Raw genomic sequence first — 16,381 nt, 5'->3', positions numbered from 1 at the left:
TCCGCATCCCCGACGACCGCCGCGCCGTACCTCCGACGACCACCCCGCATCCCCGACGACCGCCGCGCCGTACCTCCGACGACCACCCCGCATCCCCGACGACCGCCGCGCCGTACCTCCGACGACCACCCCGCATCCCCAACGACCGTCCGTATCCCGAAGGCCTCGGCCGTAATTCGCCGACACCCAGGACCTCCCCACCCCGCCCCGCCTCCCGCCCCCAGCCTCGACGGAAACTCGGCCCGCTCCCGAACTCATATCGCGCCATCATGACGACAGTCACAGAACAGTGATAGCTTCGAAGGGCATCCGGAAGAGCACCACCGGCCGACCCGCCGAAGGGGGCAGGCAGTCCGATGAGTCCGTTCGCAGGATCCGCCCGGAGTACGCAGACCTGGCAGCACATCCGTGTGACCAGGGAGGACGGGGTCGCCACGGTCACCCTGGCGCGACCGGAGAAGCTCAATGCGCTGACCTTCGAGGCGTACGCCGATCTCCGTGATCTGCTCGCCGAGCTGTCGCGGGAGCGCTCCGTACGCGCCCTCGTGCTGGCCGGCGAGGGGCGCGGGTTCTGCTCGGGGGGTGATGTCGAGGAGATCATCGGCGCCACCCTGGGCATGGACACCGGCCAGCTGCTGGACTTCAACCGGATGACCGGGCAGGTCGTGCGGGCCGTGCGGGAGGCCCCGTTCCCGGTGATCGCGGCGGTGCACGGCGTCGCGGCCGGGGCCGGTGCGGTGCTCGCGCTGGCCGCGGACTTCCGGGTCGCCGACCCCTCGGCCCGCTTCGCGTTCCTCTTCACCCGGGTCGGGCTGTCCGGCGGCGACATGGGCGCGGCCTATCTGCTGCCGCGGGTCATCGGGCTCGGGCACGCCACCCGGCTGCTGATGCTCGGCGACGCGGTACGGGCGCCGGAGGCCGAACGGCTCGGCCTGATCAGCGAGTTGGCGGACGAGGGACGGGCCGACGAGGCGGCCGCCGCGCTCGCCCGACGGCTCGCCGAGGGGCCCGCGCTGGCGCACGCGCAGACCAAGGCGCTGCTCACCGCCGAACTCGACATGCCGCTGGCCGCCGCCGTCGAGATGGACGCCGCGACCCAGGCACTGCTGATGAACAGCGCCGACTACGCGGAATTCCACGCCGCCTTCACCGAGAAGCGGACGCCCAAGTGGCAGGGGAAATAGCCGTGCGGGTCGCGGTCATCGGCGGCGGGCCGGGCGGACTGTACGCCGCTGCGCTCCTCAAACGGCTCGACCCCACCCGCGAGATCACCGTATTCGAGCGCAACGCCCCCGACGACACCTTCGGTTTCGGCGTCGTCCTCTCCGACGAGACGCTCGGCGGCATCGAGCACGCCGACCCGGAGGTCTACCGCGCGCTCCAGGCGGAGTTCGTCCGCTGGGACGACATCGACATCGTGCACCGCGGTCGGACCCTCACCTCCGGCGGGCACGGCTTCGCCGCACTCGGCCGGCGTCGGCTGCTGGCCGTGCTGCACCGGCGCTGCCGCGGCCTCGGCGTGGACCTGCGCTTCCGTACCGAGGCGCCGCCCGCCGCCGCGCTGGCCCGGGAATACGACCTGGTCATCGCCGCCGACGGGGTGCACAGCGCGACCCGCACCGCACACGCCGACGTCTTCCGGCCGCGGCTGACCACCCACCGCTGCCGCTACATCTGGCTCGCCGCGGACTTCGCCTTCGACGCCTTCCGCTTCGAGATCGCCGAGACCGAGCACGGCGTCGTCCAGCTCCACGCCTACCCCTACGCCGGTCCTGAGCCCGCCGACGCCGGCCGTGAGCCCGCCTACGCCGGTCCTGAGCCCGCCGACGCCGGCCGTGAGCCCGCCTACGCCGGCCCTGAGCCCGCCGACGCCGGCCCTGAGCCCGCCGACGCCGGCCGTGAGCCCGCCGACCCCGGTCCTGCGCCTGACGGTGCCCGTCCCGCCGGTCCCGAACCCGCTCTCGGTGCCAGCACCGTCATCGTCGAGATGCGGGAGGAGGTCTGGCGGGCCGCCGGGCTGGACCGGGCCGATGAGCGCACCTCGGTGGAATGGTGCGGCAAGGTCTTCACCGACGCCCTGCGCGGGCGGGCCCTGCGGTCCAACAACTCCAGCTGGATCGCGTTCCGCACGGTCGTCAACGAGCACTGGTCGCACGGCAACACCGTGCTGCTCGGCGATGCCGCGCACACCGCGCACTTCTCCATCGGCTCCGGCACCAAACTCGCCGTCGAGGACGCCCTGGCGCTGGCCGCCTGCCTCCAGGAGCAGCCCGACATCCCCCGAGCCCTGGCCGCCTACGAGGCGGAGCGCCGGCCCGTCGTCGCCTCCACGCAGCGGGCCGCCCGCGCCAGCCTCGCGTGGTTCGAGGAACTGGCCGGGTACGTCGACCAGCCGCCGCGCCAGTTCGCCTTCAACCTGCTCACCCGCAGCCGCCGCGTCACCCACGACAACCTGCGGCTGCGCGACGCCGGATTCGTCGCCGCCGTCGAGGACGAGGCGGGCATCCCGGCCGGCACCCCGCCGATGTTCACGCCCTTCCGGCTGCGCGGACTCACCCTGCGCAACCGCGTGGTCGTGTCACCGATGGACATGTACTCCTCCGAGGACGGCGTCCCCGGTGACTTCCACCTCGTGCACCTCGGCGCCCGGGCCCTCGGCGGGGCCGGACTCGTGATGACCGAGATGGTGTGCGTCAGCGAACAGGGCCGGATCACCCCGGGCTGCGCCGGCCTCTACACGGACGAACAGGCGGCGGCCTGGCGCCGCGTCACCGACTTCGTGCACACCCGGGCGCCCGGCACCGCGCTCGGCGTGCAGCTCGGCCACTCCGGCCGCAAGGGCTCCACCAAGCTGATGTGGGACGGCATCGACGAACCGCTCGACACCGGCAACTGGCCGCTCGTCGCCGCATCCCCCCTCCCCTACAAGCCCGGCAGCCAGCGTCCCCACGAGCTGACCACCGGCGAACTGGCAGACCTCCGGCGCGAGTTCACCGACGCCGCGCGCCGCGCCGCCGACTGCGGTTTCGACCTCCTCGAACTCCACTGCGCCCACGGCTATCTGCTGTCCGGCTTCCTCTCCCCGCTGACCAATCAACGCACCGACGCCTACGGAGGTTCCCTGGCCGGCCGGCTCCGCTTCCCGCTCGACGTCTTCGACGCGGTACGTGAGGTCTGGCCGGACGACCGGCCGATGACCGTCCGGATCTCCGCCACCGACTGGGCCGACGGCGGCACCACCGCCGAGGACGCGGTGGCCATGGCGGCCGCGTTCGCCGAGCACGGCGCCGACGCCATCGACGTCTCCACCGGGCAGGTCGTGTCCGACGAGCGCCCCGACTTCGGACGCTCGTACCAGACGCCGTTCGCCGACCGGATCCGCAACTCCCTCGGCGTGCCGGTCATCGCGGTCGGCGCGATCTCCTCCTGGGACGACGTGAACTCCCTCGTCCTCGCCGGCCGCGCCGACCTGTGCGCACTGGCCCGACCGCACCTCTACGACCCGCACTGGACGCTGCACGCCGCCGCCGAGCAGGGCTACGCCGGTCCGGGCGCCCCCTGGCCGCTGCCCTACCAGGCGGGCAGCCGCACCCCGCCCACCGGGCGCACCGACGCGCCGAAGCCCCGCCTCACGCTGCGGTGACGGGGGGAGGCACGGGCAGCGCGGGCGGGGCCGCTGGGGAGCCGGGCCCTCAGGGCACCGGCACGCTGGTGATCCGCGCGGCGACCACCGGTCTTCCGTGCTGTTCCACGCCCACCTCGACCCGTTGCGCGCCGCCGGCCGGAGCCAGGCCCGGGGTGCGCGCCCGCACCCAACTCGGCGCGTCCAGCTCGGCGTACCGCTCGAAGGAGCACTCCAGCGAGACCGGCAGCGTCGGCACACCGGGCATCACCGCCTGGGCGGCCTGCCGGGCGGCCTCGACCATCAGCATGCCGGGGGCGTGGTCGACGGGATGGCCGAAGAGCACCGGATGGGAGGGGTCGACCCGCAGCTGCCAGCGGTCCGGAAGGCCGGTGGGGGAGAGCACCACATCGCGGTCGTGGTCCCGGGCGACCAGCTGCGGGGTGACCGGCTCCGGCACCGGCAGCCGGCGGGAGGTGGCGAACGCCAGGTCGCTGTATCTGCCGCGCAGCCGGCGGTAGACCGCCGGGCTGTGACAGGAGTAGATGAGCCGGGCATGGGCCAGGTGGGCGCCGTCGCACCGGATGCGGAACTCCTGACGGGCGCTGATCAGGCGCTTCCCGCGGCGTACGACGTCATGGTCGGTGATCTGCAGCTCCACCTCGGCTGGTTCGTCGGCGGTGCGCAGCGCCTGCGGGGCGAGGTCGTAGCGGACGTGCTGCCAGATGATGGGGTGGTCGAGCGGCACCCGGTGCGCCACATGGCTCAGCAGTATCCCCGCCTGCCGCACGGTCTCGATCAACAGCAGCGGATCGTGCAGCCCGTCGACCGGTGCGTAGAAACTGTGGGCCCGCGGCCACTGGGCGCTCACCGCCCAGCTGTCGCCGGGACCGCGCCGCCAGTTGGTGAGGAACACCTCGGACACGGCGGCGCGGTGGACGTACCCGCGCGGAACGGTCGTGGACAAAGAGGACGGTCGGTTTCCGTCCGTCAACCGGACTGCGGAGTCGTGGCGTTGATCGCGCGAGGACGGCATGAGGGCGGCGCTGGCCATAGGCGTCCCTTTCTGCTGTGCGGCTCTCAGCGCCCTGGCGGGCGGAGGTTCGACAACGGCCCGGGGGGACCAAGATACGGACCATGTGGTTTGTTAACCAGTGCCAAGGGGAGCGCGGACGGAGACCTGCACGCTGCGGCCGTGCGGGTCGAGATGGCCCATCGCGCCGGGCGCGGCCAGCCCCGGCAGGGTGTGTTTCCACAGCGCGGTGACCCGCTCGGGGAGGTCGGCGCGATTGGTCGCGGCCCGCGAGAACAACTGCACCCCCATATAGGCGGCGACGAAGAACTCGGCCGCCCGTTCCGGCGCCACTCCGGGCAGCAACTCACCGTTGTCCCGGGCCTCGCGGAACATCGTCGTGATGATGTCCGTCCACGTCTGGTACGGCGCCAGCGGCTCCTCGCTGAAGGTCGTCTCCACCGCGATACGGGTGCCGGCCTGCAGCATCGGGTCGCTGCGCAGGGCCAGTGCCACCTGGTGCGTGAAGTCGATGGCGTCCTGCAGCCGGGACTCGCTGACCTGCGGAAGGAACGGGTCGGTCTGCTCCGTGATGACCGCGCGGGCCAGCGCGTCCTTGGAGGTGAAGTGGAAGTACACCGCCCCTTTGGTGACTCCGGCGCGCTGGATGATCTCGGCCATGGTGGCGGCCTGGTACCCACGGGTTCCGATGACATGGGCCGCTGCTTCGAGGACGGCGCGCCGGGTGCGCAGTGCGCGTTCCTGCTTGACCACCGATCATCCTCCCTATGCCGTCCTGGAGTTGTTGTGCCTGCCTGCTGCCTGCTGCCTGCTGCCTGCTGCCTGCTGCCTGCCACCCGCCGCCCGTGGCCGCGCAGTCTATTTCCGCATCATAAAGAAGCCAACCGTGCGGTATGGAGTCCGCGCGCCGCCCGAAGCGCCCTTCGGGCGCAGGGCACTTCACCTGGCGGATGCCCGGGCCCCGGGGACGCACCACGGCGTCCGGCGGGCCCCGGTGACGGCTGCGCCGGGCCGGCGTACTCGTCCAACATCCTTATGGAGATGACGAGTTCGCTGCCGAAGAGGGGTGCGCAGAGGTGATCGCAGGCGCCGGACGGCATCGATGTGCGGGCATCGGCGCGGTGTTCATCGAGTGGTGACGCGGACGCCTGCGCGTTCGCGTGACAGGAAGACAGGAAGACATGAAGACGGGCCGCGGGTGCGGCCCGGGGACGGTGCGGCGGACGGGATCAGCCGGCCGCCGGCAGCTGCGCCGGTGCGGGAACGCCCGCGGCCGGCACCCGCTCCGGGGCCTCCGGCAGCAGCGCCCACAGTCCGGCGACGGCCTCCTCGTCCCACCAGGCGCCGTCCTCGTCCCCCAGATGCAGAAGCCCCACCACGATCGAGGTCAACAGCTGTGCGGTATGCCGCGGTTCGGCGTCCGGCGCGTCCGCCGCGGCCGGCCCGCCGGGGCGGCCGGTACCGCAGGTGACCGCCTTGTCGAGGAAGAGCGCGTACCAGCGCTGCTCCAGGGCGTAGATGCCGAGGCCCGGCGCGGTCTCGGGCCGCAGCCGCAGTCCGGCGCGCAGCACCGCGTCGGTCCGCACCCGGTCGAACAGCTCGACGGCGAAGTCCCGTACGGCCTGGGGCAGCGGCTCCGGAGAGCGGGTGAAGGCGCCCTCGATCTCCTTGAGGGTGGCCAGCGCGGAGTCCCGCACCGCCAGGGTGAGGTCGTCCTTGGACGTGAAGTGGAAGTAGAGGGCGCCCTTGCTCAGGCGGGCCCGCCGGCTGATCTCGACCATGCCCGCGGCGGGCACCCCCTTCTCCAGGAAGGTCTCTGCGGCCGAGCGGATGAGTGCCTGGCGGCTCTGGATGGCGCGATGCTGGGTGGGCACGGTGTCCGTCCCGTCTCTAGTACGGCTGCGAGCTGATGCAGTCTACATAGAAAACCAACCATGCGGTTCGATATGGTCCAGGGGTTTGGCCAGAACTCGCGTCTCCTGACGGGAAGTCGACGGTTCGCCGCCCGCTCGGGGGCTTCGGCGGCCCGATGAAGCGTGTGTGTCCAGTCTGAAGGCTGGAAAGGAGGTTGTCGATCCGTCAGGGATGGACAAAGGCACATTGACAAACAGCGCAGGCGGTTTTTAAATCTCCGAAGGCGGTAAACGGGACGTTCCCTTCCGTTGCAGCCGCCCCGTCGGTCGCGTGCCGCCCTAGGACAGCGGTGCGCCATGGCGAGACCGCCTCTGCCGTTACGAGTCGTCGACCGCGGGCCGCCCAACCAGCAGAGCGAGCAACGTCACAGAACCCGCACCCCCACCGGAACCCGAAAGGTCTCCAGCCATGCGCGTAGCAACGGAAGTCCGCGAACGTCCCGTGAGAGGCGCACGGGGTACCGGAGTCGACACGCTCCGAGCCGCCGTATTCGACCTGGACGGCACCCTCGCAAACACCCTGCCCGCCATCAGCAAACTACTGGTCAAGGTGGCTTCGGAGCAGGGCTGTTCGGTGACCGCGCGGCAGGCGGCGGCGGCCATCGGCAAGCCTCCCGGCCCCGCCTTCGGCCGGCTGCTGGGCCGCCCCGAGGACGACGGCAGGGTGCAGGCCGCCATCAACCGCTACCGCGAACTGTTCTCCTACGAAGTGCTCTGTCAGGGACCGCAGCTGCTCTTCCCCGGTGTGAGCGCGGGGCTGTCCGCGCTGCGCGCCCACGGCGTCGAGCTGGCGGTCGCCACGTCCAAGCCCACCCGTAGCGCCGAGGCGCTGCTCGACGTCATGGGCATCCGCGACCTGGTCGGGCCGGTCGTCGGCCAGGACATGGTCCGGCGCGGCAAGCCGCACCCGGAGCTGGTGCTGCGGGCGGCCGGCCGGCTGGGGGTCGCGGCCTGGCAGACCGCGTACGTGGGGGACACGGTGGGGGACATGAGGATGGCGGTCACCGCGCGGATGGAGCCGGTCGCGGTGACGTACGGGGTCGGCACCTTCGGCGAGTTGGCCGCGGTCGCCGGCACCCGGATGTGCAGTTCGTTCAAGGACGTGGTGTCGGTTATCGCCGCCGCCCGGCCGCGTCCCGCCATGGCCGCGGGAGCCGCCGGAGCCGCGGGCGCCGCGCGCGCCGTCCGGCCCGTGCAGCGCCGCCGCTGAGGCACGGTCCGGCGCACGGCGCCACGTGCGCGCCCAGGCGCCCCTGACGGGCCCTCACCGCTACCCGCAGCGGCCCCTCACGGCCCGGCCGTCACCTCACGCACGTAACGGGCTCCCGCCGCCTGCAAAGTGTCGTGCAGCCGGCCGAAGACCTCCGCGGCGCGGCCACCCGGCCAGTCCTCCGGCAGGAGGGGAGAGGGCAGACCGGGATCCGCGTACGGCAGACGGCGCCAGGCGTCCAGGGCCAGCAGATAGTCGTGGTAGGCCGTCTCGCCCGGCACCGTGCGCCGCCGCGACCAGCGGCGCAGCACCGGCTCCTGCTCCGCCAGGAAGGCGCGGTGCTGCGCGGCGATGGCGTCCAGGTCCCACCACCGCGCCACCGATCGGGCGGTCGGCGCGAAACCCGCATGCGTACCGGTGAACAGGTCGACGTACGGGGCGAGTTCGAGCCGCTCCAGGGTGTGCCGGGTCTCCTCGTAGAGGTGCGCGGGGGCGATCCACACACCCGGAGCGGCGGTACCGAAGCCCAGCCGGGCCAGCCGCGAGCGCAGCAGGTGCCGTTTGTGCCGCTCCTCCTCGGGGACGGAGAAGACGGCCAGCACCCAGCCGTCGGACAGCCGCGCGGCCGGCCGGCCGAAGATCCGCCGGTCGCCGTCGTCCAGCAGTTGCCGGCCCTCGTCCGACAGCCCGTAACCAGCCGCACCGGTGGCCGTGCGCCCGGGGACGAGCAGACCGCGCCGCTTGAGGCGGGAGACCGCGGAACGCACCGACGGCGGATCGACGCCGAGCACGCCGAGCAGCCGGATCAGCGCGGCGACCGGCACCGGCCGGGCCTGGTCCGCCGGGCCGGGCTCGTCGCGCCCGTACGCACCGTAGAAGGTGACGATCAGGGACCGTGGGGTGCGCTGTGTCTGCTGGTCGGTCACCTGATCACTGTAGATCGGCGACCGGGTCCGGCCCGCGGGACGGGTCGGCCGCCCCGTGCGGCGCGCGCAGCCGGAAGCGCTGGAGCTTGCCGGTCGGGGTGCGCGGCAGCGCGGTGTGGAAGACGATCTCGCGGGGGCATTTGTACGGGGCGATGCGGGACTTGGTGAAGGCGCGCAGCGCGGCGACGGTGTCCGGCCCCTCCGGCACGCCGGCCCGCAGCACGACGTGGGCGACCACCACCTGGCCGCGCTCCTCGTCCGGCCGTCCGACCACCGCCGCCTCGGTGACGTCGGGGTGGTGCAGCAGCGCGTCCTCCACCTCGGGGCCGGCGATGTTGTACCCGGCGGAGATGATCATGTCGTCCGCGCGGGCCACGTAGCGGAAGTAGCCGTCCGGCTCGCGGACATAGGTGTCGCCGGTGAGGTTCCAGCCGTCCCGTACGTACTCGGTCTGCCGCGGATCCGCGAGGTAGCGGCAGCCCGTCGGGCCGCGGACCGCCAGCAGGCCGGGCTCGCCGTCCGGCACCGGGGTGCCGTCCGGGCCCACCACGCGCGCCTCGAAGCCCGGCACCGGCAGGCCGGTGGTGCCGGGCCGGATCGCCTCGTCGGCGGCGGAGATGAAGATGTGCAGCAGTTCCGTGGCGCCGATGCCGTTGATGATCCGCAGACCGGTCGCCTCGTACCAGGACTGCCAGGTGGCGGCGGGCAGGTTCTCCCCGGCCGACACGCAGCGGCGCAGCGAGGAGACGTCGTGCCCGGCGAGCCGGGGCAGCATCGTGCGGTAGGCGGTCGGCGCGGTGAACAGCACCGAGATCCGGTGCCGGGCGATGTCGTCGAGCAGCCGCTCGGGGCCGCCCCAGTCGGCGAGCAGGGCCGAGGCGCCGGCCCGCAGCGGGAAGACCACCAGCCCGCCGAGACCGAAGGTGAAACCCAGCGGCGGGCTGCCGGCGAACACGTCGTCCGGGGTGGGCCGCAGCACCTGCGCGGAGAAGGTGTCGGCGATGGCGAGCACGTCCCGGTGGAAGTGCAGACAGCCCTTGGGGCGGCCGGTGGTGCCGGAGGTGAAGGCGATCAGCGCGACGTCGTCGGCCGCGGTCGGCACCGCCGGGTACGGGGCGCCGCCGGGCCGGGCCAGGTGCCGCAGATTGTCCGGCCCGTCGCCGCCGTACGTCGTGATCCGCAGCCCGGGGACCGCGGCCTTGACCAGATCGTCGACCGCCTCGGCCGCGCAGAGGGCGTGCCGCACCTGTGCCAGCCCGCAGATCGTGGCGAGTTCGTCGGGGCGCTGGGAGGCCAGGACCGTCACGGCGACCGCGCCGGCCTTCATCACGGCGAGCCAGCAGGCGGCCAGCCAGGGCGTGGTGGGGCCGCGGAGCAGGACGCGGTTGCCGGGGCGGACGTTCAGCGGGCCGGTCAGCGCGTGCGCGATCGCGTCCACCCGGGCGCGCAGTTCCCCGTACGTCCACACCCCGCCGTGCGCGTCGCGGAGCGCGGGCCGGTCGGCGCCGTGTCGGGCGAGGGTGCCGTCCAGCAACTCGGCGCCGCAGTTCAGCCGGTCGGGATAGCCCAGGTCGGTCAGGTGCGGCCACTGCTCGCGGGGCGGCAGCCGGTCGCGCGCGAAGGTGTCGGTGTGGGCCGAGGACCGTGGCTCCATGGCGGTGCGCCCCCTAGGACGGCCGGGTGGCCGCGCTCGGTCGGCTGCTCGTCCCTCCGGCCGGGACCGGCCGACGAGCCGTCGAGACTGCTCCAGAACTGTCGGTTGTTCAGGGACTGTCCGTCGCTCAAGGGCTGTCCCTCGCCCCGGGGGCTGCCGTTCGGATCCGTCGTCAGCGTAACGTGTTCGTGACGGCAGTCAACAGACCGCGATAGAGGACCGCTACCAGGGAGCCGCCTCGTGACTGTATTCGCGCTGGGACCGGACGAGCAGGAATGGTGTGCCGCGTTGCGCGCCATGACGGCCGAACGGCTGAGCCCGCTCGCCGAGAAGGGCACCGAGGGCCGGGTCAACCGCCCCCTGGTCGCGGCACTCGGCGAACTCGGCCTGCTGCGCCGCCTGTTCCCGGACGACGGGCCGTTGCGCGCCCTGGACCTGTGCCTGCTGCGGGAATCCCTCGCCCAGGAGTGCACGGAGGCGGAGACCGCCCTCGCGCTCCAGGGGCTGGGGACCTGTCCGGTCGTCCAGTCGGGGACCGAGGCGCAGCGCGCCCGTTGGGTGCCCGAGGTCGCCGCGGGGCGCGCGGTCGCCGCCTTCGCCCTGAGCGAGCCGGACGCGGGCTCGGACGCCGCCGCGCTGTCGCTGGCCGCCGAGCCGGACGGGCCGGGCCGCTGGCGGCTGACCGGCGAGAAGTGCTGGATCTCCAACGCGCCCGAAGCGGACTTCGCCACCGTCTTCGCCCGCACCGGGGGCGCGCCGGGGTCCCGTGGCGTCACCGCCTTCCTGGTGCCCGCCGACCGCCCCGGGCTGACCGGTGCGCACCTGGACCTGCTCAGCCCGCACCCCATCGGCACGCTGGTCTTCGACGGCACGCCCGTGACCAGCGAGGATGTCCTGGGCGAGGTGGACGGCGGATTCGCCGTCGCGATGGGCACCCTGAACCTCTTCCGGCCGAGCGTGGGCGCCTTCGCGGTCGGCATGGCGCAGGCCGCGCTGGACGCCGCGGTGGCGCACGCCGGCGCGCGCACCGCGTTCGGCGGTCCGCTCAAGGACCTGCAGTCCGTCGGCCACCAGCTCGCCGAGATGGCCACCCGCACCGAGGCGGCCCGCCTCCTGGTGTACGCGGCGGCCACCGCGTACGACACCGGGGCCCGCGACATCGCCCGCCGCTCGGCGATGGCCAAACTGCTGGCCACCGAGACCGCGCAGTACGTGGTCGACGCCGCCGTCCAGATCCACGGCGCCCGCGCACTGCGCCGCGGCCACCTCCTGGAGCACCTCTACCGAGAGGTCCGGGCACCCCGCATCTACGAGGGCGCCACGGAGGTGCAGCGCTCGATCATCGCGAAGGAGCTCTACCGGGCCTGAACGCCGACGGCGGGCGGTGCCGGGCACGGCCCGCCGCCCGGCGGTCACCGTCCGTTCCGACGGGCGAGTGTCAGTGCCGAATGTCAGGCTGAAGTCAGAGACGATCCGCGAAGGGAACCGCCATGATCACTACTGACTTCGTCCCCGGCTCCCCGTGCTGGCTCGATCTGGGGGCGCCCGATGTCGAGGTCGCGACGGCCTTCTACCGAGCGGTGTTCGGCTGGCGGTCGGAGCCGTTCGGTGACCGGCAGGCGGGTGGATACACGCTCTTCCGGCTCGACGGGAAGGCGGTGGGCGCGGTCGGTCCGCTCACCGAGGACGGCGCGGAGTCGGCCTGGACGATCTACTTCCACACCCCCGACGCGGACGCCACGGTCAAGGCGGTGGAGCAGGCGGGCGGCTCGGTCCGTGCGCAGCCGGCCGCGGTCGGAGCCGACGACGGCCGGTTCGCGCAGCTCACGGACCCGCAGGGCGCGGACTTCGCCGTCTGGCAGCCCGCGCGGTACCCGGGCTTCGAAACCGCGGACGCCGCGGGCAGCCTGGGCTGGACGGAGCTGTACACCACCGACCCGGCCGCCGCCCAGGCCTTCTACAAGACCGTGTTCGGCTGGCAGACCCAGGACATGCCGCTCCCCGCCGGCGGCGGCACCTACACCCTCCTCACCCCCGCGAACTGCGGCAACGACCGTACGCACGGCGGTCTCATGGGCGTCCCCGCCGACCTCCTCGCCCCCACGGGCAAGCCCTACTGGCACCCCGTCTTCATCTCCAAGGACTGCGACGCCACCGTCGGCCTGGTCACCGGCAACGGCGGCACCCTCTCCATGGGCCCCGAAACCGCCGAGGGCGTCGGCCGCCTGGCCGTCTGCACGGACTCCGCAGGCGCCGAATTCGTCATACTCACCCCGCACGGCTCGCTGTGACACCGGAGACGTCGGCACGGCCCGGCCCGGCCCGGCTGACGACAGCCGGCGACGGGCGGGCGAGCGGGCTGCCGTAGCCGGGTGCGGGGCCGGGGCGCCGGTCAGATGTCCCGGAAGATCTCGATCTGCGCGCCGATCGAGTTGAGGCGGGCCGCGAGGTCCTCGTAACCGCGGTTGATGACATAGACGTTGCGGAGGACGGACGTGCCCTCGGCGGCCATCATGGCGAGGAGGACGACGACGGCGGGGCGCAGGGCCGGGGGGCACATCATTTCCGCGGAGCGCCAGCGGGTCGGGCCGTCGACCAGGACCCGGTGCGGGTCGAGGAGTTTGACCTGGGCGCCGAGGCGGTTGAGGTCCGTCAGGTAGATCGCGCGGTTGTCGTAGACCCAGTCGTGGATCAGGGTCTGGCCCTGGGCGCTGCCCGCGATGGCGGCGAAGAAGGGGACGTTGTCGATGTTCAGGCCCGGGAAGGGCATCGGGTGGATCTTGTCCAGCGGCGCCTGGAGTTTGGACGGGCGGACGGTCAGGTCGATCAGCCGGGTGCGGCCGTTGTCGGCGGCGTACTCCGTGCTGCGTTCGTGGTCCAGGCCCATCTCCTCCAGGACCGCGAGCTCGATCTCCAGGAACTCCACCGGCACCCGGCGGATGGTGAGTTCCGACTCGGTGACGACCGCGGCGGCCAGCAGGCTCATCGCCTCGACCGGATCCTCGGAGGGGGCGTAGTCCACATCGCGCTCGATGTGGGCGGTGCCGTGGACGGTGAGGGTGGTGGTGCCGATGCCGTCGACCCGGACGCCCAACTCCTCCAGGAAGAAGCAGAGATCCTGGACCATGTAGTTGGAGGAGGCGTTGCGGATGACCGTGACGCCGTCGTGCCGGGCCGCCGCCAGAAGGGCGTTCTCGGTGACGGTGTCCCCGCGCTCGGTCAGCACGATCGCGCGCTTGGGGGTGACGGTGCGGTCGACCTCGCCGAGGTACGTGCCGTCGGTCGCGGTGATCTCCAGCCCGAAGTGCCGCAGCGCCGCCATGTGCGGGGTGACGGTACGGGTGCCGAGGTCGCAGCCGCCCGCGTACGGCAGTTTGAAGCGGTCCATGCGGTGCAGCAGCGGGCCGAGGAACATGATGACGCTGCGGGTGCGACGGGCGGCCTCCAAGTCCATGGAGTCCAGGTCGAGTTCCGCGGGCGGCACGATCTCCAGGTCGTTGCCGTCGTTGATCCAGCGGGTGCGTACGCCGATGCTGCCGAGCACTTCGAGGATGCGGTAGACCTCCTCAATACGGGCCACCCGGCGCAGAGTTGTGCGTCCGGCGTTCAGCAGAGTGGCGCAGAGCAGTGCCACGCAGGCGTTCTTGCTCGTCTTCACATCGATGCTGCCGGACAGCCGGCGGCCACCGACCACCCGCAGATGCATCGGGCCGGCATAGCCGAGCGAAACGATCTCGCTGTCCAGTGCCTCGCCGATCCGGGCGATCATCTCAAGGCTGATGTTCTGGTTCCCGCGTTCGATGCGATTCACCGCACTCTGGCTGGTGCCGAGCGCCTCCGCGAGCTGCGTCTGAGTCCAGCCACGGTGTTGCCGGGCGTCACGGATGAGCTTGCCGATGCGTACGAGGTAGTCGTCTGCCATGGGGCGACCGTATCTCAGATATGAGATGGATACGCAATTGATGGTGAGTGAGTTGTTCTATTAGTATGCGAATAAGTGGGGGTGGTTGAGGGTGGGTCACCGTCGGTGTGTGCGCGGGGTCGTGGGGCGTTCGCGCAAGCGGTCTTATCGGCTGCTACCCCCTATGGCGCACTAAATGGTGCGCAAAGTGCATGTATTCGCGTGAAGGGTGTGAGGGGCGTGAAAGGTGCGAAAGGTGCGTCGGGGGTCGGGGACGGGGCGCGGTCGCGTTCCGGTTCAGCGCTGAACGGGCCCCGGCGGGCCCTGATCGCCGCGTTCCCCTTCGTCGCCGCGCTCACGACGGTCGTGCTCGTGTACGCGGCCGTCGCCGACCGGCTGCCCGAACCGCTCGCGACCCACTTCGGCGACGGCGGCCGGGCCGACGGCTACGGCACCGCCCAGGACCTCCTGGCGATGCCTCTGGGGCTGCTCGTGGTATTCGGCGCCGTCTTCGGTGCCCTCCTCCAGGTGCGGGCATTCCGCCCCGCCTCCTCCTGGCTGATCACCGGCGGCTACGCCACGGCCGCGGGAATCGCCTATCCCGGCTGCCTCACCCTGCTCCTCAACGAGGGGGTCGCCGAGGCCTCGGCCGTACGGCTGCCGTGGTGGCACCTGGCCGCGATCCCGGCGGCCGCCCTGGCCGCCGGTGCGCTGGGCCGGCTGCTGGCCGGTGCACCGCCCCGGCAACCGGCCCCGGAATCCGGCCGGGCGCCCCGGCTCGACCTCCCGGCCGGCACCGCCGCCGGCTGGTCACGCACCATCAGCTCGCCCCTGATGGCGGTCCTCGGCGGTGTGCTGCTCTGCGCCGGGCTCGCCTTCGGCCTCCTCGTCGACTGGCTGGCATGCCTGAGCCTGGTCCTCTCAGGGGTGCTGATCCTCTCCTTCGCCTCCGTACGGGTGACCGTCGACCGTCGCGGCCTGACCGTCGCACCGACCCTGCTGTCCTCGCGGCTCCGCTTCCGGCACGTGCCCCTCGACCGCATCACGGAGGCCACCGGCCGCCCGATCGCCGCGCTCACGGAGTACGGCGGCTGGGGCTACCGCCTCCGCCCCGGCGGCAGCGGCCTCATACTGCGCTCGGGTGACGGGATCGTGGTGACGCTCACCGGCGGCCGGACGTTCGCCGTGACCGTCGACGACGCGGCCACCGCCGCCGCACTGCTCAATACGTACGCGGACCGCGCGCGGTCGCAGCAAGGAGGCTGAGGTGCTCTTCCGGGTCGATCCCGGCTCGTCCGTCCCGCTCGGCGACCAGATCGCGGCCTCGGTCCGCGGGGCGATCGCCGACGGAACCGTCAGTGCCGGGGAGCGGCTGCCGGCCGCCCGTGAACTCGCCGCGTCCCTCGGCGTGAACGTGCACACGGTCCTGCGCGGCTACCAGCGCCTCAAGGAGGAGGGCCTGATCGAACTCCGCCGCGGCCGCGGCGCGGTCGTCACCGGCACCACCTCACCGGCCCGCGCCCGCCTGGGGGAGACCACCGCCCGGCTGATCGCCGAGGCCCGCCAACTGGGGCTCTCGGACGAGGAGATCGTGGGGGTGGTGCGGGTGGGGCTGAACGGGCGATGAGGAGGGGCGCACCGGCCTCACCCGGTCCCACCGGGAACTGCTGCACCGCCCGGTCACCCCCCGGTCACCCGACGCGAACTCCACACGTTCGGCCGCGTCCTGTCCGGTGACGCCCCCGGCGCGCTGGGTACGGCCCCGGCCCCCGGCCCCCGGCCGTCCCCGCGGACCCGGGGCGCCCCGCACCCGCCCCCGCGCCCTGGCTTCTCCCACGCGCCGCCCTCACCCGGGCCTTCCTCGGCCCGGCCATCGACCGGACCCTTGCGACGTACGGGGGTGACGGGCGGGGGTGACCGGGCGGACGTGAGCAGCCAACTCCCCTCCCGCCGGGCGTAGTTGACGGGCCGATGGGGTCGGAACGGTGCGGCGTTCCGGGGCCGGTGAAAGCGGGCAATTGCCGTGACCTAGTGCCGCATCAAGCAACGTTCGCCCTGCGATGAGGCGTCACTCTGTTGCTGTCCTGGGCGGTGCCGGACGGCCAGAATGATCGCGTGGCTG

The 16,381-nt window shown here is 72.7% G+C and carries 13 protein-coding genes; 7 read left to right on the top strand and 6 right to left on the bottom strand.

Features of this window, described 5'->3' with window-relative positions; genetic code table 11:
• The first annotated feature begins 356 nt into the window (after positions 1-356).
• Complete coding sequence (locus tag AB0G35_RS36450; protein ID WP_360958844.1) at positions 357-1,184, top strand: enoyl-CoA hydratase family protein; 828 nt, start codon at positions 357-359, stop codon at positions 1,182-1,184.
• A gap of 2 nt (positions 1,185-1,186) precedes the next feature.
• Positions 1,187-3,643: an FAD-dependent monooxygenase gene (locus tag AB0G35_RS36445; RefSeq protein WP_360958846.1), complete on the top strand. Its 2,457-nt coding sequence runs from the start codon at positions 1,187-1,189 to the stop codon at positions 3,641-3,643.
• A gap of 49 nt (positions 3,644-3,692) precedes the next feature.
• Here AB0G35_RS36445 and AB0G35_RS36440 read toward each other — a convergent pair whose 3' ends face one another.
• The 3 genes from AB0G35_RS36440 to AB0G35_RS36430 form a co-directional block, all read right to left on the bottom strand.
• A complete protein-coding gene (locus tag AB0G35_RS36440) occupies positions 3,693-4,589 on the bottom strand; it encodes a ScbA/BarX family gamma-butyrolactone biosynthesis protein (protein ID WP_360958842.1) in 897 nt (298 codons plus the stop codon).
• Positions 4,590-4,769: 180 nt separating this feature from the next.
• Positions 4,770-5,408, bottom strand: a complete 639-nt coding sequence (locus AB0G35_RS36435; RefSeq protein ID WP_360958839.1) for a ScbR family autoregulator-binding transcription factor — start codon at positions 5,406-5,408, stop codon at positions 4,770-4,772.
• 476 nt (positions 5,409-5,884) lie between these two features.
• Positions 5,885-6,529 (bottom strand): TetR/AcrR family transcriptional regulator, encoded by a 645-nt coding sequence (locus AB0G35_RS36430; protein ID WP_360958837.1) that lies wholly within the window; start codon positions 6,527-6,529, stop codon positions 5,885-5,887.
• Positions 6,530-7,010: 481 nt separating this feature from the next.
• Between AB0G35_RS36430 and AB0G35_RS36425 the strand changes: the two genes are divergently transcribed.
• Positions 7,011-7,778 (top strand): HAD family hydrolase, encoded by a 768-nt coding sequence (locus AB0G35_RS36425; RefSeq protein ID WP_360958836.1) that lies wholly within the window; start codon positions 7,011-7,013, stop codon positions 7,776-7,778.
• A gap of 77 nt (positions 7,779-7,855) precedes the next feature.
• Here AB0G35_RS36425 and AB0G35_RS36420 read toward each other — a convergent pair whose 3' ends face one another.
• Both AB0G35_RS36420 and AB0G35_RS36415 read right to left on the bottom strand, forming a co-directional pair.
• Positions 7,856-8,704 carry a PaaX family transcriptional regulator C-terminal domain-containing protein gene (locus AB0G35_RS36420; protein WP_360958834.1) on the bottom strand — a complete coding sequence of 283 codons (849 nt, stop codon included), beginning with the start codon at positions 8,702-8,704 and terminating at the stop codon, positions 7,856-7,858.
• Positions 8,705-8,708: 4 nt separating this feature from the next.
• Positions 8,709-10,358, bottom strand: coding sequence for an AMP-binding protein (locus AB0G35_RS36415; protein ID WP_360958831.1), 1,650 nt, complete (start codon positions 10,356-10,358; stop codon positions 8,709-8,711).
• Between the two features lie 240 nt (positions 10,359-10,598).
• On the opposite strand from AB0G35_RS36415, the gene AB0G35_RS36410 reads away from it, so the two are divergent.
• Both AB0G35_RS36410 and AB0G35_RS36405 read left to right on the top strand, forming a co-directional pair.
• Complete coding sequence (locus AB0G35_RS36410) at positions 10,599-11,726, top strand: acyl-CoA dehydrogenase (RefSeq protein WP_360958828.1); 1,128 nt, start codon at positions 10,599-10,601, stop codon at positions 11,724-11,726.
• Positions 11,727-11,848: 122 nt separating this feature from the next.
• Positions 11,849-12,649, top strand: a complete 801-nt coding sequence (locus AB0G35_RS36405) for a VOC family protein (protein ID WP_360958825.1) — start codon at positions 11,849-11,851, stop codon at positions 12,647-12,649.
• A 101-nt stretch (positions 12,650-12,750) separates the two neighbouring features.
• On the opposite strand, the gene AB0G35_RS36400 is transcribed toward AB0G35_RS36405, so the two are convergent.
• Positions 12,751-14,280, bottom strand: coding sequence for a UDP-N-acetylglucosamine 1-carboxyvinyltransferase (locus tag AB0G35_RS36400; protein WP_360958822.1), 1,530 nt, complete (start codon positions 14,278-14,280; stop codon positions 12,751-12,753).
• Positions 14,281-14,499: 219 nt separating this feature from the next.
• On the opposite strand from AB0G35_RS36400, the gene AB0G35_RS36395 reads away from it, so the two are divergent.
• Both AB0G35_RS36395 and AB0G35_RS36390 read left to right on the top strand, forming a co-directional pair.
• A complete protein-coding gene (locus AB0G35_RS36395) occupies positions 14,500-15,525 on the top strand; it encodes a DUF1648 domain-containing protein (RefSeq protein ID WP_360958819.1) in 1,026 nt (341 codons plus the stop codon).
• A 1-nt stretch (position 15,526) separates the two neighbouring features.
• A complete protein-coding gene (locus tag AB0G35_RS36390; RefSeq protein ID WP_360958816.1) occupies positions 15,527-15,886 on the top strand; it encodes a GntR family transcriptional regulator in 360 nt (119 codons plus the stop codon).
• Positions 15,887-16,381: the final 495 nt, after the last annotated feature.

Origin of the sequence: Streptomyces sp. NPDC021749, from assembly GCF_040640655.1 — a bacterium.
Taxonomy (GTDB): domain Bacteria; phylum Actinomycetota; class Actinomycetes; order Streptomycetales; family Streptomycetaceae; genus Streptomyces.
Note: the sequence above shows the minus strand (reverse complement) of the source record. Positions and strands in the feature narration are given on the sequence as shown.

What these genes read in the sequence shown, in the direction of transcription:
- AB0G35_RS36405 (WP_360958825.1), top strand. Translation starts at nt 11,849, where the DNA reads ATGATCACTACTGACTTCGTCCCCGGCTCCCCGTGCTGGCTCGATCTG.
- AB0G35_RS36400 (WP_360958822.1), bottom strand. Translation starts at nt 14,280, where the DNA reads ATGGCAGACGACTACCTCGTACGCATCGGCAAGCTCATCCGTGACGCC.
- AB0G35_RS36415 (WP_360958831.1), bottom strand. Translation starts at nt 10,358, where the DNA reads ATGGAGCCACGGTCCTCGGCCCACACCGACACCTTCGCGCGCGACCGG.
- AB0G35_RS36450 (WP_360958844.1), top strand. Translation starts at nt 357, where the DNA reads ATGAGTCCGTTCGCAGGATCCGCCCGGAGTACGCAGACCTGGCAGCAC.